Origin of the sequence: Winslowiella sp. 2C04 (assembly GCF_050037805.1) — a bacterium.
GTDB lineage: Bacteria > Pseudomonadota > Gammaproteobacteria > Enterobacterales > Enterobacteriaceae > Erwinia > Erwinia toletana_A.
Map to the genome: position 1 here is coordinate 4900620 of NZ_CP188300.1, position 26444 is coordinate 4927063.

Sequence of the window (26444 nt, forward strand, 5' to 3'; positions counted from 1 at the left end):
AAGAGATGAAAGCACTGGCGAAACTGAAAGCGGAAGAAGGTATCTGGATGACCGAGGCGCCCATTCCGCAGCCGGGCCATAACGATTTGCTGATTAAAATTCGTAAAACCGCCATTTGTGGCACTGATGTGCATATCTACAACTGGGATGAGTGGTCGCAGAAAACCATTCCAGTGCCAATGATTGTCGGGCATGAGTATGTCGGCGAAGTGGTGGCAGTTGGCCAGGAAGTGAATGGCTATCAGATTGGTGACCGCGTCTCTGGCGAAGGACATATTACCTGTGGACACTGCCGTAACTGCCGCGCGGGGCGTACGCACCTCTGCCGCAATACCATCGGCGTCGGCGTGAACCGTCAGGGCTGTTTTGCTGAGTATCTGGTGATCCCGGCGTTTAACGCCTTCAAAATCCCCGATAATATTTCCGATGAGCTGGCGGCGATTTTTGATCCGTTCGGTAATGCGGTGCACACTGCGCTGTCATTCGATCTGGTTGGCGAAGATGTGCTGATATCAGGAGCCGGGCCGATTGGCATTATGGCGGCGGCGGTGTGTAAACACGTCGGCGCGCGTAATGTGGTGATCACTGATGTAAACGACTATCGCCTTGGGCTGGCGCGTAAAATGGGCGTCACGCGCGCGGTTAACGTCAACACGGAAAATCTGAATGACGTGATGAGCGAACTGGGCATGACGGAAGGCTTTGACGTCGGGCTGGAAATGTCCGGCGCACCACCGGCTTTTCGCACCATGCTGAGCGTGATGAATCACGGCGGCCGTATTGCTTTACTGGGTATTCCTCCTTCTGAGATGTCGATTGACTGGAATCAGGTCATCTTCAAAGGTTTGTTTATCAAAGGGATTTACGGTCGTGAGATGTTTGAAACCTGGTACAAAATGGCTGCGCTGATTCAGTCTGGCCTTGATTTAACGCCGATAATTACTCATCGCTACAGTATCGATGATTTCCAGCAGGGCTTTGACGAGATGCGTTCCGGCAGATCCGGCAAAGTGATTTTAAGCTGGGATTAAGAAATAATGCAGGGGAGCCGCTTTCGGCTCCCTTGTAGAAAAGTCGACGTCAGAACAGGCTTCCCAGCGTCTTCGCAATATGTCCTTCGGCGATACTGTCGCCAATCACACCCAGTGCGCGTGTGGCTGGTACCGGTTGTTGTGGCAGTTTATTCACGCAGGTTTCAATACCCCGGAATGGATTACGCGGTTTAACCGGTGGAACGGGCTTACTCTCTGGCGGCAGTGGTTTATTATTAATCCGCTGTGGCTCGTTTAGTAACTGACTTGGCCGTACCAGCGTAATGTCACCAGGCAGAGTTGGCAGCATCTGTTGCAATACCCTGACGGTAGAAGGGTGCGGGTGACCAATGGCAATGGCTGAACCATCGCGCTGAGCAAGCCGTACCGCGCGGGTAAACTGCTTGCGGATCTCTGCTTCATTCTGATTATCATCAAGGAACACGCGGCGTTTAATCACTTTCACACTGGTGCCTGTCGCGGCGCGCGTTGACTGGCTGTTGCCGATAGTCATGCTATCGAGGAAGTAAAGGTTGTAGTGATCAAGCACCTGCATCACTTTTTGCATACCAAACAGGCTGGAAGTCATCGCGCTACCCATATGATTATTGAGACCGACCGCATAAGGTACATCCTTCACCGCTTCGCTGATAATACGCTCGATCTCTGCGCTGCTCATATCGGGACGTAAGGTGTCTTTTTCCAGCGGCTGTTTGCTGAGCGGTGCCATTGGCAGATGGATTAACACTTCATGACCACGCTGATGGGCTTTGGTTGCCATTTCACGAGCGTGCGGCGCGTTTGGCAATACCGCGACGGAGATCGCCTGTGGCATCTGCAAAACTTGATTTTCCTGCGCGGGGCGATAACCGAAATCGTCGATAACGATGGCCAGTTTGCCTGCATGGGCTGAGCTGGCAAGCAACATGCCGCCGAGCAGTGCGGTGAGTTTTAAGCGCTGAAACAAGACTTATTTTCCTAACCACGGCAGTGGATTGACGGCCTGTCCTTGTCGTCTGATTTCAAAATAGAGTGAAGGCGTGCCCCGGCCACCGCTGGTACCGACCAGTGCGATTGGCTGTCCTGCCCTAACCTGGGTTCCCACGCTCACCAGTGCACTTTGGTTGTAGCCATACAGGCTCATATCGCCTTTACCGTGCTCCACTACCACAACCAAACCGTAGCCTTGCAGCCAGTCGGCCATTAAGACCCGGCCATCTGCAATGGCTTTAACTTCAGTACCTTCGGGCGCATCAATCACCAGGCCTTTCCAGCGTAGCTCGCCCTGCAGCGTTTCGCCAAAGCGATGCTCAATTTTGCCGCGCACTGGCCACACCGCCTGACCGCCTGCGCGGCCCAGGCCACCGGTGCGTGACATCAGGGAACGTTCGCTTTCGGTGGGTTTGTAGGTGGTGCCTTTGCTCTTCGCCTGCTGCTGGCGAGCGCGTACGCGCTCAGCTTCTTTTGCCTCACGTTCAGCACGCGCACGCGCTTCGCGCTCGGCTTTGGCAATTTTGTCCTGCAGGCGCGTCTGGTTCTGTCGCATTTCTACCAGCTGAGCCTGATCTTTCTCCAGCGACGACTCCAGCGTGGTGATGGTTTTCTGCCGCGCGGCACGCGCTTGCTCCAGCCTGGTTTGCTGATTCTGCTGCTCGCCCAGCAGTGATTTCTGCTGCGCCTGCTTACTTACCAGTGATGCTTTCTGCGTGGAGAGTTCAGTACGCGTCTGTTGTAACTTATCGATATTTTTTTGCCGCTCGGCGTTGAGATAGCCGAAATAGGCAAGAATACGTTCGCTGCGCTGGCTCTCTTCGCCACTCAGCACCAGTTCCACACCACTGTGTTGCCCCTGGCGAAAAGCGGCATCAAGCTGTTCTGACAGCAGTTTTTCTTGCTGGACTTGCTGAGTTTGCAGTTTATTAATCGACGCGGTCAGCGCGGCGATCTCTTTATTCAGGGAGGTCAGTGAGGTTTGCGTGTCGCGCAGTTTGCGGCTGGCCTGAGCGATAACTTTTTCCTGACTTTGCAATTGGTCGAGCAGTTTACTGCGCTGCTCTTTTTGCAGTTTGACGCTCTTTTCCTTCTCAGCGATATCCTGCTGGATGGATTTTAGCTGCGATTTATTATCGTCGGCGGCGTAGCCAGAAAAAGGCAACAGCAAAACGCCAGCGCACAGAACGCTGGCAGACAGAGTGGACAATCTTGAGCGTAACGGGATGCGTGTGGCTAATCCGTTAAACCGGGTCCGTTGATATGAAACTGTCGCTTTTTCCCTCACAGCAGGGATTATTCCACGATGAACAGCGGCTTACCAGTCATCTCTGCGGAGATTTCCATTTCATTCAGTGACAAATTACCGCTGATGCCGATGCCACTAATGCTGGCAGTGTGATTATTATTGCAACAGAGAGTTAAGAAACGCGGCTAATAGTGTCGCTATTCTGCCAGGTTAATACGATAAAATCAGGCTGACTCAGGCCATGAACGACGAAAGCCCCGAAACCTTTAGTTACATATGCCAGAGGTAATCTGTCCGTGCATTCAGCGCGACAAGCTTGAAGCAACAACGTAAAATATCTGGCGGCCTCACGCAGCCATTGCCTGGTAAATGACCGCTTAAGAACAAAGCAGCAGGGCAGCGAATAACAGTTTTCCGCGTGAAGGCACTTTTTTTTTAAATCTGCCTCATAAAACGTAACTCTGGCGGCTTCGCGACTGTACATGAGAAGTGGCGCAGGTATACTCAGAAACCTTGTTTTAGCTTATTAACCCTGTCGGGAGTTGTTACCCCTCATGCAAGAAATTATGCAATTCGCAAGCAATCACCCAATCCTGAGTCTGGCGTGGGTTGCTTTGCTGGTTCTGGTGATCTTTACCACCGTTAAGGGCATGTTCTCTAAGGTAAAAACCATTAGCCGTGGCGAAGCGACGCGCCAGATTAATAAAGAAGATGCCGTGGTAGTCGACGTGCGTTCGCGTGATGACTATCGTAAAGGTCATATTTCTGGCGCGATTAACATTGCGGCGGCAGATATCAAAAAGGGCAGTTTCGCTGAGCTTGAGAAGCATAAAGCTCAGCCTATTATTGTGGTTGATGCAACCGGAACGTCTGCAGCAGAATCTGCCGCTCAGCTGAATGCTGCTGGCTTTGCTCAGGTATCGGTGCTCAAAGAGGGTGTGTCGGGCTGGAGTGGTGATAATCTGCCTCTGGTTCGTGGAAAATAAAACTTTCGAGGTACAGTAAATGGCCAACGTAGAGATCTACACCAAAGCGACGTGTCCGTTTTGCCATCGTGCAAAAGCACTGCTGAGTGAAAAAGGCGTAGCGTTTCAGGAAATCCCGATTGATGGCGATGCCGTTAAACGAGAAGAGATGATTCAACGTAGCGGTCGCACCACCGTACCTCAGATATTTATTGATGCGCAGCACATTGGCGGCTGCGATGACTTATATGCGTTGGATGGACGCCAGGGGCTAGACCCGCTTTTGAAATGATGCTCCTCCAGGGCGATAACGGATTATTAACGAATAGGATTGAGTAAAATGTCAGAACAAAACTCCAGCGAAATGTCTTTCCAGATCCAACGTATCTACACTAAAGATATTTCTTTTGAAGCGCCGAATGCACCACAGGTTTTCCAGAAAGAGTGGGAGCCGGAAGTTAAGCTGGATCTGGACACCGCATCCAGCTCGCTGGCAGATGATGTTTTCGAAGTGGTGCTGCGTGTGACGGTAACGGCTACCGTTGAAGAAGATACTGCGTTCCTGTGTGAAGTTCAGCAGGCAGGTATCTTTAGCATTTCCGGTATCGAAGGCAACCAGATGGCACATTGCCTGGGTGCATACTGCCCGAACATTCTGTTCCCGTATGCTCGTGAGTGCATTACCAGCCTGGTTTCACGCGGTACTTTCCCGCAGTTGAACCTTGCGCCAGTTAACTTTGATGCGCTGTTTATGAACTATCTGCAGCAGCAAGGTGAAGGTGCAGAAGTCCGTCAGGATGCCTGATGAATAAGCTGAACGCGTCTATGACCGTTATCGGTGCCGGTTCTTACGGCACCGCTTTGGCAATCACGCTGGCCCGCAATGGCCATAACGTGTTGATGTGGGGCCATAACCCGCAGCATCAGGCGCAACTTCAGGCCGATCGCTGCAATGTTGCTTTCCTTCCCGACGTTCCCTTTCCCGACACCTTACTGCTTGAAAGCGATCTCCAGCGAGCCATCGACGCCAGTCGTGATTTGCTGGTGGTGGTGCCGAGCCATGTCTTTGGTGACGTATTGCGTCAGATAAAGCCACTGTTACGCGCTGACTCGCGTATTGTCTGGGCAACGAAAGGGCTGGAAAAAGAGACTGGCCGACTGTTGCAGGATGTAGCCCGTGAAATTCTCGGTGATGACATTCCGTTAGCGGTAATCTCTGGCCCCACCTTTGCGAAAGAGCTGGCTGCCGGTTTACCGACGGCGATTGCACTGGCGGCAACCGATACGCAATTTGCTGACGATTTGCAGCAGTTATTACACTGTGGCAAAAGCTTCCGTGTCTATAACAACTCTGACTTTATTGGCGTGCAGCTAGGCGGCGCGGTTAAAAATGTTATCGCGATTGGTGCCGGTATTTCCGATGGCATTGGTTTCGGCGCTAACGCCCGCACCGCGCTGATTACCCGCGGCCTGACGGAAATGACTCGTCTGGGTACTGCTTTGGGTGCCGATCCCACCACCTTTATGGGAATGGCAGGGCTGGGCGATCTGGTACTGACCTGTACCGATAATCAGTCACGTAACCGCCGTTTTGGCATGATGCTGGGGCAGGGTGTGGATGTTGAAAGCGCGCAGACGACCATTGGCCAGGTGGTAGAAGGTTACAGAAATACCAAAGAAGTCAAAGCTTTGGCTGCGCGATACGGTGTTGAGATGCCGATAACTGAGCAAATTTATCAGGTATTATATTGCGAAAAAAGTGCTCGCGAGGCAGCATTAACTTTGCTGGGGCGCGCAAGGAAGGACGAAAACAGCAGCAACTGATGCCGGATGCACAGCAATTCACCTGAAGCGTACCGCTTAACTGTGCGCTGCTTTTTTATGGGGAGAGAGTAATGTCGTCTGAAGAGTTAGAACTGGTCTGGAATAATATCAAAGCGGAAGCGCGCGCGCTTGCGGATTGCGAACCGATGCTGGCCAGCTTTTACCATGCGACATTACTGAAGCATGAAAATCTCGGCAGTGCGCTGAGCTACATGCTGGCGAATAAACTCGCTAACCCGATAATGCCCGCTATCGCGATTCGTGAAATTGTTGAAGAAGCTTATCGCAATGATCCGTCGATGATTGCCTCGGCGGCCTGTGATATTCAGGCGGTGCGCCAGCGTGATCCGGCGGTAGACAAGTATTCCACTCCACTGCTTTATCTGAAGGGTTTCCATGCGTTGCAGGCTTATCGCATTGGTCACTGGCTGTGGAATGAAGGCCGCCGTGCGCTGGCGGTTTATCTGCAAAACGAAATCTCCGTTTCCTTTGCCGTTGATATTCATCCTGCTGCGCGCATTGGTCACGGCATCATGCTCGATCATGCAACCGGTATTGTAATTGGTGAAACCGCGGTGATTGAGAATGATGTTTCGATTCTGCAATCGGTGACGCTGGGCGGTACCGGCAAAACCAGTGGCGATCGTCACCCGAAGATTCGCGAAGGGGTGTTAATTGGCGCTGGCGCCAAGATCCTCGGCAATATCGAAGTGGGCCGTGGTGCGAAAATTGGCGCCGGTTCCGTGGTATTGCAACCGGTGCCGCCGCACACTACGGCCGCTGGCGTGCCAGCGCGTATCGTCGGTAAACCCGGTAGCGAAAAGCCATCGATGGAGATGGATCAGCATTTTAATGGCATGGTGCCAGGTTTCGAATTTGGCGACGGAATTTGACTGATATTTCTGCAACCCGCCGCCCAACGGTGGGTTATTTGATGACGGCTCCGGCGTAATCGAGCTGTCGCCACGCCTCATATACCACCACTGAAACTGCATTCGATAAATTCATACTGCGACTGTCAGGCTGCATTGGAATGCGGATTTTTTGCTGCGCCGGAAGTACGTCGAGGATCGAGGCTGGCAAGCCGCGTGTCTCAGGGCCAAACAGCAGATAATCGCCCGCCTGATAACTTACTGCGCTGTGCGCAGGCGTTCCTTTAGTGGTCAGGGCAAATAGCCGCTGTGGCGCTTCAGCGCTCAGGAATGCCGCATAGTCAGCATGACGTTTGATATCTGTGAACTCGTGATAATCGAGACCAGCACGACGCAGGCGTTTATCGTCCCAGGTAAAACCCAGTGGTTCAATCAGATGCAACTGGAAGCCGGTATTGGCGCACAGGCGGATAATATTGCCGGTATTTGGTGGGATTTCAGGTTCAAATAATACGATATTTAACATCAGTAGCAGCCCTCAATAGCGAGGGCTGCAGGATAGCAAAATATTAACGGCTGGAGTACAGCGGTAGCCACATGGTCAGGCGTAACCCCCCCAACGGACTGTCATCGGCCTTGACCCAGCCTCGATGCTGCTGAATCGCGGTTTCAACGATCGCCAGACCCAGCCCGGTGCCACCGGATTCGCGGTCGCGTGCTTCATCTGTACGGTAGAATGGACGGAATATTTGTTCACGGTCTGCTTCACTGACGCCCGGGCCGTCATCATCGACATGCACGGTAATCCCCTGATTATCCACTGAAAAACTTACAGAGATCTTTGAGTGAGAATAACGCAGCGCATTGCGCACGATATTTTCCAGCGCGCTGTCCAGTGCATTCGGATTACCGTAAAGCGGCCAGGGTCCCGGTGGATAAGGAATTTCCAGCGTCTTGCCCATCTGCTCTGCTTCAAACCTGGCATCATCCAGCACGCCAGACCACAGCTGATTGGCTTTCATTGCTTCGCTGATCAGCGCGTTCTTATGCTGGGTGCGTGACAGCACCAGCAGATCGTTGATCATGCCGTCCAGCCTTTGCGCTTCAGTCTCAATACGTTGCAGCTCCTTGCCTTCACCCTGACGACGGCGCATCAGCGCAGTGGCCAGTTGCAGGCGAGTCAGCGGAGTACGCAGCTCATGAGAGATGTCAGAGAGTAACCGTTGCTGACCGGTCATCATGCGTTCCAGCGCGCTGACCATCTGATTAAAGCTCGAACCCGCAGCAAGGAACTCTTGCGGCCCGGCTTCTAATTCCGGATGCTGGCGCAGATTGCCGCTGGCGACTTCATCCGCCGCATATTTCAGCTTACGCGCTGGTTTTGCCAGGCTCCAGGCTAACCACAGTAACAATGGCGAGCTGATTAACATGGTAACAATCAGCAGCAGTAAAGGGCGGTCAAACAGCAAATTGATAAAATCCAGCTGGGAACTGCCGGCCGGACGAATCAAATACAGCTGATAGTTGTCTTCGCCATCGCTCACCGAGAAAGGGCCAGCCAGCTCAATACGGCCATATTTCTTTTTCTGTGGATGATCGGCGTTATCAGACTGGCCGATAAAGTTACGAATGATCTGCATTTCATTATGCTGAGCGCCAATCACCCGACCTTCACTGGTGACTAATAACAATCGCTGACCCGGCGGCGCCCATTTTTCAATGGCGCGGAACAACCGCCGCCACCACATCAGATCATTAGGCGGATCGTGTCCCAGCTCGGCTTCAACATGCTGTTCGATCATGATTCCCTGTCGCTGCTCACTTTCGAGCAGCGAAGTCATCTGGCGGGAATCAAGTTTGGGAACCATCAGTACCAGCATCAACACCAGCGCCAGAGTTAACCAGAAAATGGCGAAGATGCGGGTGGTCAAACTGCTTATCATGTTGCGGAGACCATTAAATATCCGCGTCCACGTAAGGTTTTGAACCACGGGTGCCCGTCACGGCGTTCAGGGAGTTTGCGGCGAAGGTTAGAGATATGCATATCAATAGCACGGTCAAACGGTGTCAGTCGTTTGCCCAGCACTTCCTGACTGAGATGTTCACGCGAGACGACCTGGCCAAGATGCTGTGCCAGTAAGTAGAGCAGCGTAAACTCAGTGCCGGTCAGATCGAGCGTGATGCCATCAAAGCTGGCTTCCTGACGACCAGGATTCAGGCGCAGGAAATCGACTTCCAGCGTCGGAGAACTGTTGTCATGCTGCTGCTGTTGTTCGCTCCAGTTAGAACGACGCAGAATCGCACGTATACGCGCGACCAGCTCGCGATCGTTAAATGGCTTAGGTAAGTAGTCATCTGCACCCAGTTCCAGCCCCAGAACGCGATCCAGCTCGCTTCCGCGTGCTGTAAGCATAATGACTGGCGTCTGATGCTGCTGACGTAACTCTTTTAACGTGTCGATACCGTTTTTCTTCGGCATCATCACATCGAGCAATAACAGATCAATTGAGCTGTCGAGGATACTGAGTGCCTGTTCGCCATCACTGGCAACCACCACATCAAATCCTTCCATTTCTAACAATTCTTTAAGTAGCGAAGTTAATTCGCGGTCATCATCAACCAACAGGATTTTATTCATTTTTATTTCCCTCCGAAGGCAAAATACCTTGATCCAATGGCGTCAATCCATCGCTTTACGTAGTTTTACACCCCCTGACGCTAGTTTGCAGCCATCTCCGTAAACTGGACCTCGTTGAATCGAAATACGGAAACGTAACCGGGAGTGAACGATGCGCAACTTAAGCGCCGTCGTCATGGCTTTAGCGATGGTGGTCAGTCTCTCCAGCGCATGGGCAGCAGACGTAACGACGATTGACGAGATGCATCAACAGGATGATGGATTGACGAATCGCAGTATGGCGCAAAATTCGCAAACTCACATGTTTGATGGCATCAATCTGACAGAGCAACAACGTCAGCAAATGCGAGACCTGATGCAGCAAGCGCGCCATGAACGTTCTCCCATTAGTCTTAGTGATTTAGAAACTATGCATGACTTAGTCATTGCAGAAAAATTTAACGAAACGGCCGTCAAGGCTCAGGCAGAAAAGTTAGCACAGGCACAGGTTGCCAGGCAGGTCGAAATGGCCCGCGTACGTAACCAGATGTATCACCTGCTAACGCCAGAGCAGCAGGACGTTTTGCAAAAGCGTCACCAGCAGCGCATGAGTGAATTGCGCAGGCTAACGAACATGCAGCAAGCTTCACCGCTGCAGGCAGTGAGAAGTACCGGCAGTAACCAGTAACATAGTATCCCTGTTTTTCCTTGCCATAGACACCATCCCTGTCTTCCCCCTCATGATGAGGGGGTTTTTTTTATGATTTTCACGAAAAAAAACCAGCCCTGAAACCTGTCAGCATTTTAATGCGCTTTTAAATTTCCTTCAGTGTGGACGTAATGTGGGCAGACTTATCATCTGGCACTATCCCTGTGCCGCCCCCCGCCCTGATTAGCCAAGCAATGTGACAATGCGGCCGGTATTTTGTGGTGTACACCACATTGATTTGTACTCACCAGACATCATTCCATACGAAAAATGCAGCGGCAGTGCTGCGCGCTCTGCATGCTCATGCGCGCTAACAAGGTTATTCCACATCATAATGGTGCCCAGTGAGTGATTCCTGATGTCCGTGTCATAGCCGATATTGATAAAATCCACAAAAAAACCCAACTTAGATGTGGAGGTAATCAGCAGCTGCACGCCGACGGGATCACCGCGCCATAACGCTATTTTTCCAAAAAAATCATTATGGTAAGTTGAGAAAAAAGATTTTGTCGTCTCGCAGAGCTTCACCTGTTTTTGTCTTCTTTTCGCAAACAGTTGATGATAAGAATCATGCAAAAATGCTGAACTGATATCACCCACATCAACAAACTCGCCGCCAGACTCAAGAAAGTTTCTCACTTCGCGGTTTCTGTTATAACGGACCTTTTTAGAGAATCCTTCCCTCAGGCAACGTGAATAGGCTACCTGCCGCCGGGAGAAAAGGTTAAAGGAAGCGTTTCTGAAGTTTCGAGTATGTGCGCTGAGGCTTTTAGACTTGAAAGGGGCGACGCACTGCACGTTTTCTTTGAAAGGTGGGATCACGCAGAAAGCGGGTAGCGGCATGCCGCCGGTTTGCATCTTTGGGTTCTTATAGTCGTTGGCAATCCATCCATTATCCAGGCACACAGCGCCTGACAACTCGCCTTTACGCCTGTAAGCAAGAAACTTTAAAGCAGCCCCATTATTTAAAAAGAACGTTAAAAACCTGGCTGATGACTCAGAGTTATAGCCAAATTGATTGCAACACTGCGTGTAATCACTGATTGAGCAATCCTCCCAGCCCATAAATTTCCTTATATACACGGCCCCTCCCAGATAAGGTTAGTGGTGTTGTTGCCTTGTTAATTATTAATTAACTAAATATAAGTTTGCTATTTAGATGACTGATAGTATTGGTTTATTTTGAGACTTGGATATTAGCGAGTTAGAGGATACCAGGGAAGACAAGGCAAAACCCACGGCTGGCAGCTTTTATATCGACTGGGAAAATATGCAGAAGTGAACAATAATTAACCTATTGTTTTAAAATGAAAAAATTAATAGCGGCCAGGATTTTTTCCGTATGCTCATTGATGCAGGCATACTTTTTTTTGCTTTAATTTAAGTATACTTACACTCCAACTTTGGAGGAGCACAGTATGGATCCTCAATACGCGCGCCTGGTTAATGCGGCGGCTATCGCGGCAACGGTATTGGCCTCGCTGTTGCTGATTATTAAAATTTTCGCCTGGTGGCATACCGGATCGGTCAGCGTGCTGGCCGCGCTGGTAGATTCTCTGGTCGATATCGCCGCCTCGCTGACCAACCTGTTAGTGGTGCGCTACTCCCTGCAACCGGCCGATGCGGAACATACTTTTGGACATGGCAAAGCCGAGTCGCTGGCGGCACTGGCGCAGAGTATGTTTATTTCTGGATCGGCGCTGTTCCTGTTTCTGACCGGCCTGCAGCACCTTGCCAGCCCCGGCACGATGCACGCACCGCTGGTTGGAATTATCGTTACGGTTATCGCACTTATTTCCACGCTGTTTCTGGTCGCCTTTCAACGCTGGGTGGTGCGCAAAACGCGCAGCCAGGCAATTCGGGCCGATATGCTGCACTATCAATCGGATGTGGTGATGAACGGCGCGATATTGCTGGCGCTGGCACTAAGCTGGTATGGTTTTTCACGCGCGGATGCACTGTTCGCACTGGGTATCGGCGTCTGGATACTCTATTGCGCGCTACGAATGGGCTATGAAGCGGTTCAGTCATTGCTGGATCGCGCCTTACCGGACAGTGAGCGCGACGATATTATTGATATTGTCACTGCCTGGCCCGGCGTGCGCGGTGCACATGATTTGCGTACTCGTCAGTCAGGCCCGACGCGCTTTATTCAGCTGCACCTTGAGATGGACGATCACTTACCGCTGGTACAGGCGCATCGGGTTGCTGAGCAAATTGAGCAGGCATTGCTGTTAAGATTCCCCGGTGCGGATATTATTATCCATCAGGATCCCTGTTCCGTGGTTCCTGCTGATCGTCAGGGTTTTTTTGAATTATAATGTAATAAAATTAACCAGATAGCAGTCAGAAGGTTCAAAGATTATCCGTTAGCAAAAAATTTTGCGGAAACTTGTCTGACCTGAATCAATTCAGCCTGAAGTGTTTGATATACTATGTGTCATTATTAGTCTTCGGCTCAATTTCTGTTTTAGGCGTCGTGGCCCATTCGGCGCACTGAATTCATCATTTTGTATCAACAAGTTCAGAGGTTGTCATGATCAAAAAAATCGGTGTACTGACAAGTGGCGGCGACGCCCCAGGGATGAACGCAGCTATTCGTGGGGTTGTCCGCGCCGCACTGAGTGAAGGACTTGAAGTTTTTGGTATTTATGATGGCTATCTGGGTTTGTATGAAGACCGGATGATTAACCTGGATCGCTACAGCGTCTCCGACATGATTAACCGTGGCGGCACCTTCCTTGGTTCGGCGCGTTTTCCTGACTTCCGCAACGAAGATGTGCGTGCGGTAGCGATTGAAAACATGAAGAAGCGTGGTATTGACGCGCTGGTGGTTATCGGTGGCGACGGCTCATATATGGGTGCTAAGCGTCTGACTGAAATGGGCTTCCCTTGTATCGGTCTGCCAGGCACCATCGACAATGACGTTGCAGGAACCGACTATACCATCGGCTATTTCACCGCGCTGGAAACCGTGGTGGAAGCGATTGACCGCCTGCGTGACACGTCCTCTTCTCACCAGCGTATCTCTATCGTTGAAGTGATGGGGCGCTACTGCGGTGATTTGACGCTGGCGGCGGCGATTGCCGGTGGTTGCGAATTTATCGTGTTGCCAGAAATCCCTTACACCCGTGAAGAGTTGGTGGAAGAGATAAAAGCGGGGATCGCCAAAGGTAAGAAGCATGCCATTGTGGCGATTACCGAGCATATCTGCGATATCGATGAGTTAGCGAAGTATATTGAGACGGAAACCAAGCGTGAAACCCGCGCAACGGTGCTGGGGCATATCCAGCGCGGCGGTGCGCCGGTAGCTTATGACCGTATTCTGGCTTCACGTATGGGTGCTTACTCTATCGAACTGCTGCTGCAGGGTTATGGTGGTCGCTGCGTCGGTATTCAGAATGAAAAAATGGTGCACCACGACATCATTGACGCAATTGAAAATATGAAGCGTCCGTTTAAAGGCGACTGGCTGGATACCGCGAAAAAGCTCTACTGATTAACACCTTTCTTTCAAGGCGCTGGGTTCAGCGCCTTTCTTATGCACTCTCTTATTCTCTTGGGTTATAAAAGCTACTTTTTAATTCTTTAAGTCGCGCAATGGTTTGTGTCACGCTTCTGGCATAACAACTTTGGGAGAGTGTGCGATGAATAAGTGGAGTGTGGGATTTACCCTGTTACTGGCCTCAACCAGCGTGCTGGCAAAAGATATTCAGCTGTTGAATGTGTCCTACGATCCAACGCGTGAACTGTACGAGCAGTACAACAAAGCGTTCAGCGCACACTACAAGCAAGAGACCGGTGATAATGTGGTGATTCGTCAGTCCCACGGTGGTTCCGGCAAGCAAGCAACTTCGGTGATTAACGGTATTAAAGCCGATGTGGTCACCCTGGCGCTGGCTTCCGATGTCGACGCGATTGCTGAACGCGGCCGCATTGATAAAAACTGGATTAAACGCCTGCCGGACAACTCTGCCCCTTACACTTCAACCATCGTATTCCTGGTGCGTAAAGGCAATCCAAAACAGATCCACGACTGGCCAGATTTGGTTAAGCCGGGCGTGGCGGTGATTACACCAAATCCGAAAACCTCTGGCGGCGCACGCTGGAACTATCTGGCGGCATGGGGCTACGCGCTGGATCAGAATAATGGCGATCAGGCGAAAGCGCAGGAGTTCGTCAAAGCGCTGTTTAAAAATGTTGAGGTACAGGATTCCGGCGCACGCGGTGCCACCAATACCTTCGTGGAGCGCGGTATTGGCGATGTGCTGATTGCCTGGGAGAATGAAGCTTACCTGGCGGTGAACAAGTTAGGGAAAGATAAGTTTGAAATTGTTACGCCGAGCGAATCCATTCTGGCTGAGCCAACCGTTTCTGTAGTGGACAGAGTGGTCGACGAGCGTGATTCACGCAAAGTTGCCGATGAATATCTGAAGTATCTCTATTCGCCACAGGGGCAGGAGATTGCTGCGCAAAACTATTATCGTCCGCGTGATGCTGAAGTGGCGAAGAAATTTGCCAGCACCTTCCAGCCGGTGAAGCTGTTTACTATTGATAATAAGTTTGGTGGCTGGACCAACGCGCAAAAAACCCACTTTGCCGAAGGCGGCAGCTACGACCAGATAATGAAGCGCTGACCAATCTAAAAAAGAGCGACATTGATTGTCGCTCTTTTTTTGCCTGTCGGTTACGTGACTTTTATCGTTGGTTCAGCGACTATCTGCGCAGACTCTCAAATCAGGTTAATGCAGATGCAAGGAAGAGACCGCGCGGTTACTGTAGTGATGCTGCTGATCGCCGCGCTGGTGGTGGGGCTGGCAATTGCCGCCTTCAGTTTCCATAAAAACAGTGATGCGCTGTGGCAGATTGTCAGCCAGCAGTGTGTGCCAGGCCTGCAACAGAAGGGTATTCCCGCCCCCTGCGAGCATGTCGATATCAGCCAGGGCTATGTGACTTTTAAAGATCGCAACGGTCCGCTGCAATACTTGTTAATGCCGGTAGCCAGAATCACCGGTATCGAAAGTCCGCTGGTGCTTAATCATCAGACCGCAAACTTCTTTTATTACTCCTGGCAGCAGCGCGATTTAATGGCGAGAAAGCGCGGTGCGCCGGTGCCAGACAGCGCGATTTCTCTGGCGATAAATTCTGAGTATGGGCGGACGCAAAATCAGCTGCATATCCATATTTCCTGTCTGCGTCCTGATGTGCGCCAGCAGCTTGATCGGCTGGCTCCGGCGCTGGATGAGCAGTGGCAGTCAGAGAAAATACTGAACCACGTTTATTTGATCAGAACGCTGACCCGTGAGCAGCTGGCGCAACAGAGTGTGTTTATCCGTTTAGCCGGGGAAGTACCGGGTGCGGCTGGGCAAATGGGTAAATATGGGCTGGCGCTGGCGATGTTACCGGACGGTCGTCTGGCACTGATGGCGATCGAACGTAACTGGCTTAAGTTAAACCGGGCATCGGCTGAGGAGATACAGGATCATAGCTGTAAGATTCTGTAGGAATGAATGCTTTGCACGGTGCAAAGCATTAATACGGGCGGCGAGAAAACCGCCCGTGCAGTCAGATATTACTTTTTGGCTTCGGCTGCTGCTTTCACGATAACCGCAAAGGCATCAGCTTTCAGCGACGCACCGCCAACCAGCGCGCCGTCGATATCCGGCTGGGTAAACAGTTCTGCGGCATTTTTATCGTTTACAGAACCGCCGTACTGAATGATCACCTGGTTAGCGATAGCAGCATCTTTTTTGGCGATATGGTCACGGATAAATTTGTGAACCGCTTGTGCCTGTGCAGGCGTGGCAGATTTACCGGTGCCGATTGCCCAAACTGGCTCATAAGCAACAACTACGCCTTCGAATGCTGCTGCACCCTGAGTTTCCAGTACCGCATCAAGCTGGCGTGCACAGACTTCTTCGGTTTTACCCGCTTCGTTCTCTGCTTCAGTTTCACCGATGCACAGCACCGGAATCAGACCAGCAGCCTTCAGCACGGCAAACTTCTTAGCGATAAACTCATCGCTCTCAAGGTGGTAAGTACGACGCTCAGAATGGCCGATGATGATGTATTTTGCGCCGATATCTTTCAGCATATCCGCTGAAACTTCACCGGTGAACGCGCCTGACAGATTTACGTCAACGTTTTGTGCGCCCAGAGCAATGTGGCTGCCGGAAATGGCGTGTTTAGCCTGATCCAGATACATCACCGGTGGGGCGATAGCAACGCCGCAGCCATCAACAGTGCTGAGCTCTTTACGCAGAGCCTCGATCAACTCGTTGACCATGTGTTTGTTGCCGTTCAGTTTCCAGTTACCCATCACTAATGGATGTCGCATCATATCCTCCACGCTTAACGTGATACTTTAAATAGCACTGCTTTTCAGCAGTGAGGTCTGCAGACAGTATAGAGATCAAAACCCCTAAAGGCTTTGCTTTTCGTCATATTTGCCCGAGCTGTTAAGGGGTTGCCAGCGCCAGTTTTATTGGCTCAACGGCAAACGTCAGCCCTTTTTCACCGTTATCTGCGATGACAAAGCGCAGTGCGCCTTCCGTCTGGGTAAAGTAACGCGATCCCTTACCTTTGTTCAGTAAGTTATTCAGGCGTTTAGCTGCATCCTCGGCGGATATTCCCGGCTCGAAAAAGCGCAGCATTGATGCCATATAGGCCAATGCTTTATCGTGTGCGCTCTTTTCTTCCGGCCCCTGAATTGGCAACCAGGTGATCTGAATAGTTTTAATCTTTCCGGTGCCGTGTTCCAGCGCGGTTGAGCTGTAAAGATTTTCGTTAATTTTGCTGGCGGCGCGCGTCAGGTTACTTTTGTCATCGCGATCTTCGATGGCGCGGTATTCACTGATCGGCAGATCGGGGTTTGCCGTATTATATTGTTCACGAAACTGGGCGATAGTCATATCGAAGGTGGGTGAGCCTGCCAGCAGGTAAGGGGCAGTTGGCATATGTTCGGTGCGATCCTGCGGTTCGGGATCGGCCCAGGCCGGATGCAATAATAAACAGCCATATAGTAACGCGGCACCTGCGGCTTTCTTCATTTTGTTGGCCCTAACCAGTAAACTCAGGCAACGATTAAAACGGTTTTTACCCGCCAAAGTCAAAAGCTGCGGCCAATAATTCATGCTTCTCGGGACTTTTTAATGACCTTACAACAATGGTGCTTTTCATATCGTGGCCGTCTTAGCCGGCGCGATTTCTGGATTTGGCAGGGTGTGTGGCTTGTCGCTATGGTGGTGTTGTTCACGCTGGCGGGTAATAACTGGGTTGATACGCAAATGGCGGCCTTCTGCGTGGTCTGCCTGCTGTGGCCTGCCAGTGCAGTGATGGTCAAGCGTTTGCATGACCGCAATAAAAAGGGCTGGTGGGCATTGCTGGTGATCCTGGCGTGGATGCTGCTGGCCGGTAACTGGACGATGTTTAACGGCACATGGCAGTGGGCACTGGGCCGGTTTGTACCCACGCTAATCTTTGTGATGATGCTACTCGATCTCGGGGTATTCACCGGCACCGCGGGTGAGAATCGTTTTGGCAGCGAAGCACGGCCGGTAAACTATTTTGGTAAACCTGATTACCAGTAGTGTTCACTGGTCATATGGCCAGGTTTGCGGCGCAGATGTTTGCGCATCTGGCGTGACTCTTTCAGCAACTGCTGGGTGTCACGCACCATCTGAGGATTACCGCACAGCATTATATGACTGGTTTCAGCATCCATCGTCAAACCCACTGCTGCTTCCAGTTGCCCGCTCTCAATAAGCGCAGGCACGCGGCCGGTCAACGAACCGGCAACCTCTTCACGGCTGACGACCGTCTGAATATGCAGTTTACCGTTATAGCGCTGCTGTAATTGTTGCATCAGCGGCAGGTAGCTGAGATCGGCGGCGAAGCGCGCAGCATGCACCAGCACGATATTGCTAAAGCGATCGAGATTTTTGCTTTCCTGTAAAATAGACAGGTAGGGACCGATGGCAGTGCCGGTCGCCAGCATCCACAGTGTTTCACACTCGGGCACCTCTTCCAGCACAAAGAACCCCGCAGCGTCCTTGGTAATCATCACCTCGTCACCTGGCGTTAAGGCATGCAGCCGCGGGCTCAGTTTACCTTCCGGTACTGTGACCAGATAAAACTCAAGATTATCGTCGCTGGGCGCATTGACGTAGGAGTAAGCACGCTGCACGCGCTCGCCATCAACTTCCAGTGACAGTTTTGCAAACTGACCGGCGGTAAATGGCGCGACAGGGGCATTGACTGTGATACTGAACAAACTGTCGGTCCAGTTGGTCACTTTGGTCACTTTTCCGGTGATCCACTCAGCCATGTAAACTCCTTAGTGGTTGATTTGTGGCATGCGAAACCTGCCTTGCCTCATCTTCGCCAGTGTGTGATGATTTTTCTACCCCCCTGGCAGCGGCAAAGCTCATATCGACAAACTTTTCGCCCTTTCAGCCACCATTGCGTAAAACTAACTGTACAGCAGTGCGCAGTTTCAGTGACATCCTGGTCTCAGCTGTTTCAGCTTGTCCTCTCGATTTGTCATCAATTCCTGATATTTTCTCCGCCATTAATCTTAGCTTGCCCGGTATTTTCTGTCTGACGGAAAGTACGGCGACGTTCGTTCTGCAGAAATTATCATGAAGAAAATTGAAAACAGTCACCTGTTAGTGATGTTGATTGTGCTGGTGGCCGTCGGCCAGATGGCGCAAACCATCTATGTTCCGGCCATGGCGACCATCGCGGATGCGTTTAACGTGCGCGATGGCGCGGTGCAACGGCTAATGGCGGCCTATCTGATCACTTACGGCGCTTCACAGCTGCTGTATGGCCCGTTGTCCGACAGCTTTGGTCGGCGGCCGATTATTTTAATCGGTATGGCGATCTTTATTACCGGCGCTATTGCTGCATTGTTTGCACCCACTTTCGATAGCCTGATCTTCGCCTGCGCGTTGCAGGGGATGGGAACCGGTGTGGCTGGCGTAATGGCGCGCACCATGCCGCGCGACCTGTATGCCGGCGCCGCGTTACGCCACGCTAATAGCCTGCTGAATATGGGTATTCTGGTCAGCCCGTTACTGGCACCGGTGATTGGCGCCGTGTTAACCCATCTGTTTGGCTGGCACGCCTGTTTTGCCTTTCTGCTGATTCTGTGTCTGGGCGTCAGCGGCGCGATGTTGCGCTGGCTGCCGGAAACCCGGCCTGAGCCGCAGGATAAGCGCCCGCTGTTTTCGCGCTATCGCCCACTGCTGGCCGATACCACTTTTGTGCGTTATCTGATTATGCTGATCGGGGCGCTGGCGGGTATTGCGGTATTTGAGGCCAGCTGCGGCGTGCTGATGGGCGGTGTACTAAAGCTAAGCGCACTGACCGTCAGTATTCTGTTTATTCTGCCGATTCCGGCGGCATTTTTTGGTGCATGGTATGCCGGGCGCGATAATAAATCGTTTAACACGCTGATGTGGTACTCGGTTAACAGCTGTCTGCTGGCGGGAATGATGATGTGGGTCCCGGCGTGGTTTGGCATCATGAACATCTGGACGCTGATTGTGCCTGCGGCGCTGTTCTTTTTCGGCGCGGGAATGCTGTTTCCGCTGGCGACGACCGGTGCGATGGAGCCTTATCCTTATCTGGCAGGTACTGCTGGTGCGCTGGTCGGCGGTATGCAGAATTTAGGATCGGGGCTGACTGCCTGGCTGTCAGCAATGCTGCCGCAGAACGGGCAGTTCAGCCTCGGCATGCTGATGTTTGCCATGGCAATGCTGATACTGGTTTGCTGGTGGCCTTTGTCAAAAAGACCGGAACCGCAGGCTGTCTGACGAAATACTGAGGGCCAGACGTCTCTGGCCCTGGCCGCATTATAAAATATATTCCTGCAGGCTGGTGTCTTTACGATCGAGGTAGTGAATAGACTGAATGCGGCGAATGGTGCGCGATTTGCCACGGATCAGCAGGGTTTCCGTGGTGGCGATATTGCCGTTGCGCGTAATGCCTTTCAGCAGGTCGCCGCTGGTAATGCCAGTAGCAGCAAAAACCACATTATCGGTACGCGCCATCTCATCCAGCTGCAATACCTTACCGGCAGTAATGCCCATCTGCTCGCAGCGCTCCAGTTCCTGCTCGCCAATGCGGCGGTTGTCGGCGTTATCCCCTTTTACCACGTGACGTGCCAGCAAACGCCCCTGCATATCACCATCTAAAGCGCGGATCACCGCAGCGGAGACCACGCCTTCTGGCGCGCCGCCGATGCCATAAAGCACGTCGACTTCACTGTCCGGCATGCAGGTCAGAATCGATGCGGCAACATCACCATCAGGAATAGCAAAGACGCGAACGCCCAGCTGCTGCATCTGTTTTATTACGGCGTCGTGGCGCGGCTTGGCAAGGATCGTGACGGTGAGTGCCGCCAGCGGTTTGCCCAGCGCCAGTGCAATGCGCTGTAAATTCTCGTCCAGTGGCAGATTAAGATCGATACTGCCTTTCGCGCCTGGGCCGACAATCAGCTTTTCCATGTACATATCCGGCGCATGCAGAAAGGTGCCTTTATCGCCGACGGCCAATACCGCCAGTGCATTGGCCTGGCCCATGGCGGTCATGCGGGTGCCTTCAATAGGATCGACGGCAATATCGACTGCATCGCCGTTGCCGGTGCCGACTTTCTCGCCAATATACAGCATTGGCGCTTCATCAATTTCGCCTTCGCCAATCACGATTTGCCCGTCGATATCCACTTTATTCAGCATGATGCGCATGGCATGAACGGCAGCGCCATCGGCGATATTTTTATCTCCGCGTCCTAACCACTTATATCCGGCCAGCGCGGCGGCTTCGGTAACGCGTGAAAATTCAATGGCGAGTTCTCGTTTCATGACATGCCTCGGAGGGAGTTAAAGAGGCAAGGAGTTTATCACAGTTGGTGGCAGGCAAAACTTCAGCGAATGCGCATCGTTAACAGCAGGGGAGCCGTTGTTGGCTCCCCTGTTGATGGCTTACAAGCTGCTTATCCCGTATGGGGTAAAGCATTACTCGTCGTGATCTTCCCAGGATTTCGCACGGGCAACCGCTTTCTGCCAGCCAGCATAACGGTAGTTACGCTCGGTAGTTTCGATGCTGGGACGGAATTCACGTTCAATGACCGATTTGGCGCGAACTTCCTCGAGATCTTTCCAGAAACCGACGGCCAGGCCGGCGAGGTAAGCGGCACCCAGTGCGGTAACTTCACGCACTTCCGGGCGCTCAACGCGGGTGCCAAGAATGTCGGACTGGAATTGCATCAGGAAGTTATTGGCAACCGCACCGCCATCAACACGCAGCGACTGCAAGCGGGTGCCGGCATCAGCCTGCATCGCTTCCAGCACGTCACGCGTCTGATAAGCGATGGATTCCAGCGTAGCGCGAATAATATGGTTCGCATTTGCACCGCGCGTCAGGCCGAAGATTGCGCCACGCGCATACGGGTCCCAGTACGGAGCACCCAGGCCGGTAAATGCCGGAACCACGTATACGCCGTTGGTATCCTTCACCTTGGTGGCGAAGTATTCTGAATCTTCAGACTCGCTGATGAGCTTCATTTCATCACGCAGCCACTGAATTGACGCGCCACCGATAAATACAGCACCTTCCAGCGCATAGTTCACTTCACCGCGTGGACCACAGGCGATGGTGGTCAGCAGTCCATGGGTAGAGGTTACGGCTTCGGTGCCGGTATTCATCAGCATAAAGCAGCCGGTACCGTAGGTGTTTTTCGCCATCCCTTCAGTGACGCACAGCTGGCCATACAGCGCCGCCTGCTGATCACCGGCAATACCGGCGATAGGAATACGCGTGCCGCCTTTACCACCAATATTGGTCTGGCCGTAAACTTCGGAGGACTTACGTACCTCTGGCAGCATTTCGCGCGGGATATCAAGGATATCCAGCATGCGCTGATCCCATTCCAGTTTATGAATATCAAACATCATGGTACGCGAGGCGTTGGTAAAGTCGGTGATATGTACCCGTCCCTGAGTCATTTTCCAGATCAGCCAGGTATCCACGGTCCCGAACAGCAACTCACCACGTTTGGCGCGCTCACGAGCGCCTTCAACGTGATCGAGAATCCATTTTACTTTAGTACCGGAGAAATACGGGTTAATTACCAGCCCGGTAGTATGGCGAATGTACTCTTCCAGACCTTCTTTCTTCAGTTTTTCGCAAAAGTCAGCGGTACGCGGGCACTGCCAGACAATGGCGTTATAAATCGGTTTGCCGGTCTCTTTATCCCAGACAATCGCAGTTTCACGCTGGTTGGTGATACCAATCGCGGCGATTTGATCCGAATTAATGTCGGCTTTTGCCAGCACTTCAACCAGCGTCGAGCTTTGTGAAGCCCAGATTTCCATCGGGTCGTGCTCAACCCAGCCCGTTTTTGGGTAAATCTGCTGAAATTCACGCTGTGAGACGGCGATGATATTCGCATCATGATCCAGTACTACAGCACGTGAGCTGGTGGTGCCCTGGTCGAGCGCGACGATGTATTTTTTCTCTGTAGTCATAATCAATTCCTGATGGTGTAAAAGATGGGCACAATTACGCTTTACGTTGTTCTGCGCGTGCAGGCTTTTCAGCCTCTTCTTTATCAGCGACACAAACATCGCACGGCAAGTGACGACCTATCAAAGCACGATAGCCGAATGCGCCCAGACATGCGCCCACTAAAGGTCCGAAAATCGGCACGAGGAAATAGGGAACCTCACGGCCACCGGTGAATGCTATGTCGCCCCAGCCTGCTGCCCAGGCAAACAGCTTAGGTCCGAAATCACGAGCCGGGTTCAGTGCAAAGCCGGTCAGTGGGCCCATTGAAGCACCAATCACCGCAATCAGCAGGCCGATCAGCAGCGGTGCCAGTGGGCCACGTGGAATGCCGTTACCGTCATCAGTCAGCGCCATAATCAGCGCCATTAATACCGCAGTAATCACCATTTCAATCAAAAATGCCTGCCCGGTTCCTACCAGTGAATTCGGATAGGTCGAGAAGATGCCTGCCAGGTCGAGGCTTTCTGTCGAGCCGCGCACAATCTGATGTGTTTCTTCAAAATTGAAAAACAGATTGTAGTAAAGACCGTATACCAGCGCTGCGGCACAAAAGGCCCCGGCAACCTGGGCGACAATATAAGGGACGACTTTACGACGATCGAAGCAGGCGAACAGCCACAGCGCGATGGTGACCGCCGGATTGAGGTGAGCACCGGAGATAGCGGCGCTCAGATAGATCGCCATCGATACGCCGAGACCCCAGATAATACTGATTTCCCACTGGCCGAAACTGGCGCCGGCTAACTTCATTGCTGCGACGCATCCTGCGCCGAAGAAGATGATCAAACCGGTTCCGAGGAACTCGGCGATGCACTGACCTTTAAGCGTACTTGTTGCTGTCTGGCTCATAATGAAATTCCTGAAGGCGAGGTTAAGTGTTGTCGGTCTTTGTTCTCTGTCCGTGAGTGACCCCGATCTAATGTAGGGCTTATGTGAATTTATCGTTAACGAGCATTTTCGAGAAATAGCGAAATCGAAAATTGTGTACCATGTCATAAAAATGAGCGATTCCGCGTCTTTTCACTTTCCAAAAACATCATTAAAGCCGCTAAAAATGTTCGCATCGCCGGATGTTCTTTTCGTCGCTACTATAGGCGTCACTGTTCGCGCCGAATTTTAGTCTTAGGCTGAAAATTGTTACAGACTGCACCTGGTATGGGTTCGCTGCTGGACTTGCAGTGCCGGGCTACATACAATCGGGGAATCGTTGTTATCCGCGGAGTTTTTCGATGAATCTCATAGCCTGCGGCTAGCATCATCAACGCCCTGCGATTAGGAGAGGTCATAAAGATGTCATTTGAAGTGTTCGAGAAACTGGAAGCGAAAGTACAGCAGGCGATTGATACCATCACTCTGCTGCAGATGGAAATCGAAGAGCTGAAAGATCAAAACAATAACCTGAAGCATGAAGTCAGCCAGGCTTCAGGTAATAGCGAGTCGCTGGTACGCGAAAACCAGCAGCTGAAAGAAGAGCAGCATGTCTGGCAGGAACGTCTGCGTGCTCTGCTGGGAAAGATGGAAGAAGTCTGATATCTCAGTACTGACAGAACAAAAACGGGTGCCTCAGGGCACCCGTTTTGTTTTCTGCAGCACGCTACTCGATGTCGAGTGGGTCTTCAGACAGGATAATGCCGGTGTTATCCGCATACAGATGGTCACCGGAGAAGAACGTTACGCCGCCGAAATTCACCCGGATATCGCTTTCACCAATGCCTTCGCCTGCGGCTCCCACCGGGATTGCAGCGATGGCCTGAATACCGATATCCAATTCTTCGAGATCATCTACCTGACGCACCGAGCCGTAAACGACGATACCTTCCCATTCGTTTTGCGCTGCCAGACGCGCCAGTGAGGCGTCAATCAACGCACGGCGTACCGAACCGCCGCCATCCACCAATAGCACACGCCCGCGGCCATTCTCTTCCAGCAGGTCCCAGAGCAGGCCGTTATCCTCGAAACATTTCACCGTGATGATCTGGCCACCAAAGGAGGTGCGGCCACCAAAGTTAGAAAATAGCGGTTCTACAACATTCACTTCTTCATGATAGATGTCGCAGAGTTCGGAAGTATCGTATTTCATAGGAGTTTCGTCTGTTTGCCACAGGAGCGCTAAGTATATCGCTTTATGGCGGCTGTTGGCAAAATCATCAATTGTCAGAAATTATGCACTGAGGTTGCCGGAGATAAATTTCGCATCACCAGTGAAACAGAAATTGATGAAAGGCGTGAAAAAAGCAGGCGGGTGAGTAGGGACGGCATGTTTGCCGTCCCGGCAATAATTACAGGATAAAGCGGCTGAGATCTTCGTCTGCAACCAGTTCATCCAGATGCTTACCAACATAGGCGGCATCAATGGTGACGGAGTCACCCGGGCGATCGCTGGCGTCATAGGAGATATCTTCCATCAGACGCTCCAGTACGGTATGCAGACGACGCGCACCGATATTTTCGGTGGACTCGTTAACCTGCCATGCCGCTTCGGCGATACGACGGATGCCATCGTCGGTGAAATCAACATTCACCCCTTCGGTACCCATCAGCGCTTTGTACTGCACGGTAACCGAGGCGTTAGGCTCAGTCAGGATGCGTTCGAAGTCATTTACCGTTAACGCCTGTAATTCAACGCGGATTGGCAGACGACCCTGCAGTTCCGGAATCAGATCGGAAGGGCTGGCAACCTGGAATGCGCCGGAGGCGATAAACAGAATGTGATCGGTTTTAACCATGCCGTGCTTGGTGGAAACGGTGCAGCCTTCAACCAGCGGCAGCAGATCACGCTGTACCCCTTCGCGGGAGACATCGGGACCGGAAGATTCGCCACGCTTACAGATTTTATCGATCTCGTCGATAAACACGATACCGTGCTGTTCCACCGCTTCGATTGCCGCTTCTTTCAGCTCTTCCGGATTGACCAGCTTCGCCGCTTCTTCTTCAACCAGCAGCTTCATCGCTTCTTTAATTTTCAGCTTACGTGGTTTCTGCTTCTGCCCACCGAGGTTCTGGAACATCGACTGTAGCTGATTGGTCATCTCTTCCATACCCGGAGGAGCCATGATCTCGACGCCCATCGGCGATGCAGCCAGATCGATTTCAATCTCTTTGTCGTCCAACTGGCCTTCACGCAATTTCTTACGGAATGACTGACGTGCGGAAGAGGGCTCAGCAGCGGCTTCTGATTGTCCCCAGTTGTTTTTCGCTGGTGGAATCAGCACGTCAAGAATACGCTCTTCCGCCATCTCTTCGGCGCGGTAACGATTCTTGTCGATAGCCTGCATGCGTACCATTTTCAGCGCAGAATCGGTCAGGTCGCGGATAATGGAATCCACTTCTTTACCGACATAGCCGACTTCGGTGAATTTAGTCGCTTCAACTTTGATAAACGGCGCGTTAGCCAGTTTAGCCAGACGACGAGCGATTTCGGTTTTACCGACGCCGGTCGGGCCGATCATCAGAATATTTTTTGGCGTGACTTCATGACGTAACTCTTCGTCCAGTTGCATGCGGCGCCAGCGGTTGCGCAGGGCGATTGCCACGGCACGCTTGGCGCCGTCCTGGCCGATGATAAATCTGTTGAGTTCGCTGACGATTTCGCGCGGAGTCATTTCAGACATAGT

At 52.0% G+C, this 26444-nt stretch carries 28 protein-coding genes; 14 read left to right on the forward strand and 14 right to left on the reverse strand.

The window, feature by feature from the left end; all coding sequences use genetic code 11:
• Window positions 1-5: 5 nt before the first annotated feature.
• Window positions 6-1031 (forward strand): L-threonine 3-dehydrogenase, encoded by a 1026-nt coding sequence (tdh, locus tag ACP3TC_RS22280; protein ID WP_313854528.1) that lies wholly within the window; start codon window positions 6-8, stop codon window positions 1029-1031.
• A gap of 49 nt (window positions 1032-1080) precedes the next feature.
• Here tdh and ACP3TC_RS22285 read toward each other — a convergent pair whose 3' ends face one another.
• Together ACP3TC_RS22285 and envC are read right to left on the reverse strand one after the other, a co-directional pair.
• A complete protein-coding gene (locus tag ACP3TC_RS22285) occupies window positions 1081-1998 on the reverse strand; it encodes a divergent polysaccharide deacetylase family protein (RefSeq protein ID WP_390902470.1) in 918 nt (305 codons plus the stop codon).
• Between the two features lie 3 nt (window positions 1999-2001).
• Window positions 2002-3309 carry a murein hydrolase activator EnvC gene (envC, locus tag ACP3TC_RS22290; RefSeq protein ID WP_313854527.1) on the reverse strand — a complete coding sequence of 436 codons (1308 nt, stop codon included), beginning with the start codon at window positions 3307-3309 and terminating at the stop codon, window positions 2002-2004.
• A 515-nt stretch (window positions 3310-3824) separates the two neighbouring features.
• On the opposite strand from envC, the gene ACP3TC_RS22295 reads away from it, so the two are divergent.
• The 5 genes from ACP3TC_RS22295 to cysE all read left to right on the forward strand — a co-directional run bounded on the left by ACP3TC_RS22295 (window position 3825) and on the right by cysE (window position 6952).
• A complete protein-coding gene (locus ACP3TC_RS22295; protein WP_313854526.1) occupies window positions 3825-4256 on the forward strand; it encodes a rhodanese-like domain-containing protein in 432 nt (143 codons plus the stop codon).
• 19 nt (window positions 4257-4275) lie between these two features.
• Window positions 4276-4527 carry a glutaredoxin 3 gene (gene grxC / locus ACP3TC_RS22300; protein ID WP_313854523.1) on the forward strand — a complete coding sequence of 84 codons (252 nt, stop codon included), beginning with the start codon at window positions 4276-4278 and terminating at the stop codon, window positions 4525-4527.
• Window positions 4528-4575: 48 nt separating this feature from the next.
• On the forward strand, window positions 4576-5040 hold the full coding sequence (gene secB, locus ACP3TC_RS22305) for a protein-export chaperone SecB (protein WP_313854521.1): 465 nt from the start codon (window positions 4576-4578) through the stop codon (window positions 5038-5040).
• Entirely contained in the window at window positions 5040-6059 is a 1020-nt protein-coding gene (gpsA, locus tag ACP3TC_RS22310) for an NAD(P)H-dependent glycerol-3-phosphate dehydrogenase (protein ID WP_313854520.1), read from the forward strand. The genes secB and gpsA overlap by 1 nt, the downstream gene beginning before the upstream one ends.
• A gap of 71 nt (window positions 6060-6130) precedes the next feature.
• Window positions 6131-6952, forward strand: coding sequence for a serine O-acetyltransferase (cysE, locus tag ACP3TC_RS22315; RefSeq protein WP_313854518.1), 822 nt, complete (start codon window positions 6131-6133; stop codon window positions 6950-6952).
• A gap of 34 nt (window positions 6953-6986) precedes the next feature.
• Here cysE and trmL read toward each other — a convergent pair whose 3' ends face one another.
• Genes trmL through cpxR form a run of 3 tightly spaced genes read right to left on the reverse strand, consistent with a single transcriptional unit; the run spans window position 6987 to window position 9569 of the window.
• Window positions 6987-7457: a tRNA (uridine(34)/cytosine(34)/5-carboxymethylaminomethyluridine(34)-2'-O)-methyltransferase TrmL gene (gene trmL, locus ACP3TC_RS22320; RefSeq protein ID WP_313854517.1), complete on the reverse strand. Its 471-nt coding sequence runs from the start codon at window positions 7455-7457 to the stop codon at window positions 6987-6989.
• Between the two features lie 43 nt (window positions 7458-7500).
• Window positions 7501-8874 (reverse strand): envelope stress sensor histidine kinase CpxA, encoded by a 1374-nt coding sequence (cpxA, locus tag ACP3TC_RS22325; protein WP_313854516.1) that lies wholly within the window; start codon window positions 8872-8874, stop codon window positions 7501-7503.
• Window positions 8871-9569, reverse strand: a complete 699-nt coding sequence (gene cpxR, locus ACP3TC_RS22330) for an envelope stress response regulator transcription factor CpxR (protein ID WP_313854515.1) — start codon at window positions 9567-9569, stop codon at window positions 8871-8873. The genes cpxA and cpxR overlap by 4 nt, the downstream gene beginning before the upstream one ends.
• Window positions 9570-9720: 151 nt before the next feature.
• Between cpxR and cpxP the strand changes: the two genes are divergently transcribed.
• Window positions 9721-10236 (forward strand): cell-envelope stress modulator CpxP, encoded by a 516-nt coding sequence (cpxP, locus tag ACP3TC_RS22335; RefSeq protein WP_313854513.1) that lies wholly within the window; start codon window positions 9721-9723, stop codon window positions 10234-10236.
• A 204-nt stretch (window positions 10237-10440) separates the two neighbouring features.
• On the opposite strand, the gene ACP3TC_RS22340 is transcribed toward cpxP, so the two are convergent.
• On the reverse strand, window positions 10441-11322 hold the full coding sequence (locus ACP3TC_RS22340) for a transcriptional regulator (protein ID WP_313854512.1): 882 nt from the start codon (window positions 11320-11322) through the stop codon (window positions 10441-10443).
• Window positions 11323-11675: 353 nt separating this feature from the next.
• Between ACP3TC_RS22340 and fieF the strand changes: the two genes are divergently transcribed.
• From fieF to ACP3TC_RS22360, 4 genes are all read left to right on the forward strand, one after another.
• On the forward strand, window positions 11676-12578 hold the full coding sequence (fieF, locus tag ACP3TC_RS22345) for a CDF family cation-efflux transporter FieF (RefSeq protein ID WP_313854511.1): 903 nt from the start codon (window positions 11676-11678) through the stop codon (window positions 12576-12578).
• A gap of 215 nt (window positions 12579-12793) precedes the next feature.
• A complete protein-coding gene (pfkA, locus tag ACP3TC_RS22350; protein ID WP_313854509.1) occupies window positions 12794-13756 on the forward strand; it encodes a 6-phosphofructokinase in 963 nt (320 codons plus the stop codon).
• A gap of 148 nt (window positions 13757-13904) precedes the next feature.
• Window positions 13905-14894 carry a sulfate ABC transporter substrate-binding protein gene (locus tag ACP3TC_RS22355; RefSeq protein WP_313854507.1) on the forward strand — a complete coding sequence of 330 codons (990 nt, stop codon included), beginning with the start codon at window positions 13905-13907 and terminating at the stop codon, window positions 14892-14894.
• 114 nt (window positions 14895-15008) lie between these two features.
• Window positions 15009-15761: a CDP-diacylglycerol diphosphatase gene (locus ACP3TC_RS22360; RefSeq protein WP_313854506.1), complete on the forward strand. Its 753-nt coding sequence runs from the start codon at window positions 15009-15011 to the stop codon at window positions 15759-15761.
• Between the two features lie 68 nt (window positions 15762-15829).
• Here ACP3TC_RS22360 and tpiA read toward each other — a convergent pair whose 3' ends face one another.
• Window positions 15830-16594 carry a triose-phosphate isomerase gene (tpiA, locus tag ACP3TC_RS22365; protein WP_426818315.1) on the reverse strand — a complete coding sequence of 255 codons (765 nt, stop codon included), beginning with the start codon at window positions 16592-16594 and terminating at the stop codon, window positions 15830-15832.
• Between the two features lie 121 nt (window positions 16595-16715).
• Window positions 16716-17306 carry a DUF1454 family protein gene (locus ACP3TC_RS22370; protein ID WP_426817276.1) on the reverse strand — a complete coding sequence of 197 codons (591 nt, stop codon included), beginning with the start codon at window positions 17304-17306 and terminating at the stop codon, window positions 16716-16718.
• 102 nt (window positions 17307-17408) lie between these two features.
• Between ACP3TC_RS22370 and ACP3TC_RS22375 the strand changes: the two genes are divergently transcribed.
• On the forward strand, window positions 17409-17846 hold the full coding sequence (locus ACP3TC_RS22375; protein WP_426817277.1) for a DUF805 domain-containing protein: 438 nt from the start codon (window positions 17409-17411) through the stop codon (window positions 17844-17846).
• On the opposite strand, the gene fpr is transcribed toward ACP3TC_RS22375, so the two are convergent.
• A complete protein-coding gene (gene fpr, locus ACP3TC_RS22380; RefSeq protein WP_313854502.1) occupies window positions 17837-18583 on the reverse strand; it encodes a ferredoxin--NADP(+) reductase in 747 nt (248 codons plus the stop codon). The two genes, ACP3TC_RS22375 and fpr, sit on opposite strands and share 10 nt — an antisense overlap.
• A 313-nt stretch (window positions 18584-18896) precedes the next feature.
• Here fpr and emrD point away from each other — a divergent pair, with 313 nt between their 5' ends.
• Window positions 18897-20075 carry a multidrug efflux MFS transporter EmrD gene (gene emrD, locus ACP3TC_RS22385; protein WP_313854501.1) on the forward strand — a complete coding sequence of 393 codons (1179 nt, stop codon included), beginning with the start codon at window positions 18897-18899 and terminating at the stop codon, window positions 20073-20075.
• Between the two features lie 39 nt (window positions 20076-20114).
• Here the strand turns inward: emrD and glpX are convergent, their stop codons facing one another.
• From glpX to ACP3TC_RS22400, 3 genes are all read right to left on the reverse strand, one after another.
• Complete coding sequence (gene glpX / locus ACP3TC_RS22390; protein WP_313854499.1) at window positions 20115-21125, reverse strand: class II fructose-bisphosphatase; 1011 nt, start codon at window positions 21123-21125, stop codon at window positions 20115-20117.
• A gap of 153 nt (window positions 21126-21278) precedes the next feature.
• Entirely contained in the window at window positions 21279-22790 is a 1512-nt protein-coding gene (gene glpK / locus ACP3TC_RS22395) for a glycerol kinase GlpK (RefSeq protein WP_313854497.1), read from the reverse strand.
• 34 nt (window positions 22791-22824) lie between these two features.
• A complete protein-coding gene (locus ACP3TC_RS22400; protein WP_313854496.1) occupies window positions 22825-23679 on the reverse strand; it encodes an MIP/aquaporin family protein in 855 nt (284 codons plus the stop codon).
• 441 nt (window positions 23680-24120) lie between these two features.
• Here ACP3TC_RS22400 and zapB point away from each other — a divergent pair, with 441 nt between their 5' ends.
• Window positions 24121-24360, forward strand: coding sequence for a cell division protein ZapB (gene zapB, locus ACP3TC_RS22405; protein WP_313854494.1), 240 nt, complete (start codon window positions 24121-24123; stop codon window positions 24358-24360).
• 64 nt (window positions 24361-24424) lie between these two features.
• Here zapB and rraA read toward each other — a convergent pair whose 3' ends face one another.
• Both rraA and hslU read right to left on the reverse strand, forming a co-directional pair.
• Window positions 24425-24910, reverse strand: a complete 486-nt coding sequence (gene rraA, locus ACP3TC_RS22410) for a ribonuclease E activity regulator RraA (protein WP_313854493.1) — start codon at window positions 24908-24910, stop codon at window positions 24425-24427.
• 199 nt (window positions 24911-25109) lie between these two features.
• Complete coding sequence (gene hslU, locus ACP3TC_RS22415) at window positions 25110-26441, reverse strand: HslU--HslV peptidase ATPase subunit (RefSeq protein ID WP_313854492.1); 1332 nt, start codon at window positions 26439-26441, stop codon at window positions 25110-25112.
• Window positions 26442-26444: the final 3 nt, after the last annotated feature.

What these genes read in the sequence shown, in the direction of transcription:
- tdh (WP_313854528.1), top strand. Translation starts at nt 6, where the DNA reads ATGAAAGCACTGGCGAAACTGAAAGCGGAAGAAGGTATCTGGATGACC.
- ACP3TC_RS22295 (WP_313854526.1), top strand. Translation starts at nt 3,825, where the DNA reads ATGCAAGAAATTATGCAATTCGCAAGCAATCACCCAATCCTGAGTCTG.
- grxC (WP_313854523.1), top strand. Translation starts at nt 4,276, where the DNA reads ATGGCCAACGTAGAGATCTACACCAAAGCGACGTGTCCGTTTTGCCAT.
- secB (WP_313854521.1), top strand. Translation starts at nt 4,576, where the DNA reads ATGTCAGAACAAAACTCCAGCGAAATGTCTTTCCAGATCCAACGTATC.
- gpsA (WP_313854520.1), top strand. Translation starts at nt 5,040, where the DNA reads ATGAATAAGCTGAACGCGTCTATGACCGTTATCGGTGCCGGTTCTTAC.
- cysE (WP_313854518.1), top strand. Translation starts at nt 6,131, where the DNA reads ATGTCGTCTGAAGAGTTAGAACTGGTCTGGAATAATATCAAAGCGGAA.
- trmL (WP_313854517.1), bottom strand. Translation starts at nt 7,457, where the DNA reads ATGTTAAATATCGTATTATTTGAACCTGAAATCCCACCAAATACCGGC.
- cpxA (WP_313854516.1), bottom strand. Translation starts at nt 8,874, where the DNA reads ATGATAAGCAGTTTGACCACCCGCATCTTCGCCATTTTCTGGTTAACT.
- cpxR (WP_313854515.1), bottom strand. Translation starts at nt 9,569, where the DNA reads ATGAATAAAATCCTGTTGGTTGATGATGACCGCGAATTAACTTCGCTA.
- cpxP (WP_313854513.1), top strand. Translation starts at nt 9,721, where the DNA reads ATGCGCAACTTAAGCGCCGTCGTCATGGCTTTAGCGATGGTGGTCAGT.
- ACP3TC_RS22340 (WP_313854512.1), bottom strand. Translation starts at nt 11,322, where the DNA reads ATGGGCTGGGAGGATTGCTCAATCAGTGATTACACGCAGTGTTGCAAT.
- fieF (WP_313854511.1), top strand. Translation starts at nt 11,676, where the DNA reads ATGGATCCTCAATACGCGCGCCTGGTTAATGCGGCGGCTATCGCGGCA.
- pfkA (WP_313854509.1), top strand. Translation starts at nt 12,794, where the DNA reads ATGATCAAAAAAATCGGTGTACTGACAAGTGGCGGCGACGCCCCAGGG.
- ACP3TC_RS22355 (WP_313854507.1), top strand. Translation starts at nt 13,905, where the DNA reads ATGAATAAGTGGAGTGTGGGATTTACCCTGTTACTGGCCTCAACCAGC.
- ACP3TC_RS22360 (WP_313854506.1), top strand. Translation starts at nt 15,009, where the DNA reads ATGCAAGGAAGAGACCGCGCGGTTACTGTAGTGATGCTGCTGATCGCC.
- tpiA (WP_426818315.1), bottom strand. Translation starts at nt 16,594, where the DNA reads ATGCGACATCCATTAGTGATGGGTAACTGGAAACTGAACGGCAACAAA.
- ACP3TC_RS22370 (WP_426817276.1), bottom strand. Translation starts at nt 17,306, where the DNA reads ATGAAGAAAGCCGCAGGTGCCGCGTTACTATATGGCTGTTTATTATTG.
- ACP3TC_RS22375 (WP_426817277.1), top strand. Translation starts at nt 17,409, where the DNA reads ATGACCTTACAACAATGGTGCTTTTCATATCGTGGCCGTCTTAGCCGG.
- fpr (WP_313854502.1), bottom strand. Translation starts at nt 18,583, where the DNA reads ATGGCTGAGTGGATCACCGGAAAAGTGACCAAAGTGACCAACTGGACC.
- emrD (WP_313854501.1), top strand. Translation starts at nt 18,897, where the DNA reads ATGAAGAAAATTGAAAACAGTCACCTGTTAGTGATGTTGATTGTGCTG.
- glpX (WP_313854499.1), bottom strand. Translation starts at nt 21,125, where the DNA reads ATGAAACGAGAACTCGCCATTGAATTTTCACGCGTTACCGAAGCCGCC.
- glpK (WP_313854497.1), bottom strand. Translation starts at nt 22,790, where the DNA reads ATGACTACAGAGAAAAAATACATCGTCGCGCTCGACCAGGGCACCACC.
- ACP3TC_RS22400 (WP_313854496.1), bottom strand. Translation starts at nt 23,679, where the DNA reads ATGAGCCAGACAGCAACAAGTACGCTTAAAGGTCAGTGCATCGCCGAG.
- zapB (WP_313854494.1), top strand. Translation starts at nt 24,121, where the DNA reads ATGTCATTTGAAGTGTTCGAGAAACTGGAAGCGAAAGTACAGCAGGCG.
- rraA (WP_313854493.1), bottom strand. Translation starts at nt 24,910, where the DNA reads ATGAAATACGATACTTCCGAACTCTGCGACATCTATCATGAAGAAGTG.
- hslU (WP_313854492.1), bottom strand. Translation starts at nt 26,441, where the DNA reads ATGTCTGAAATGACTCCGCGCGAAATCGTCAGCGAACTCAACAGATTT.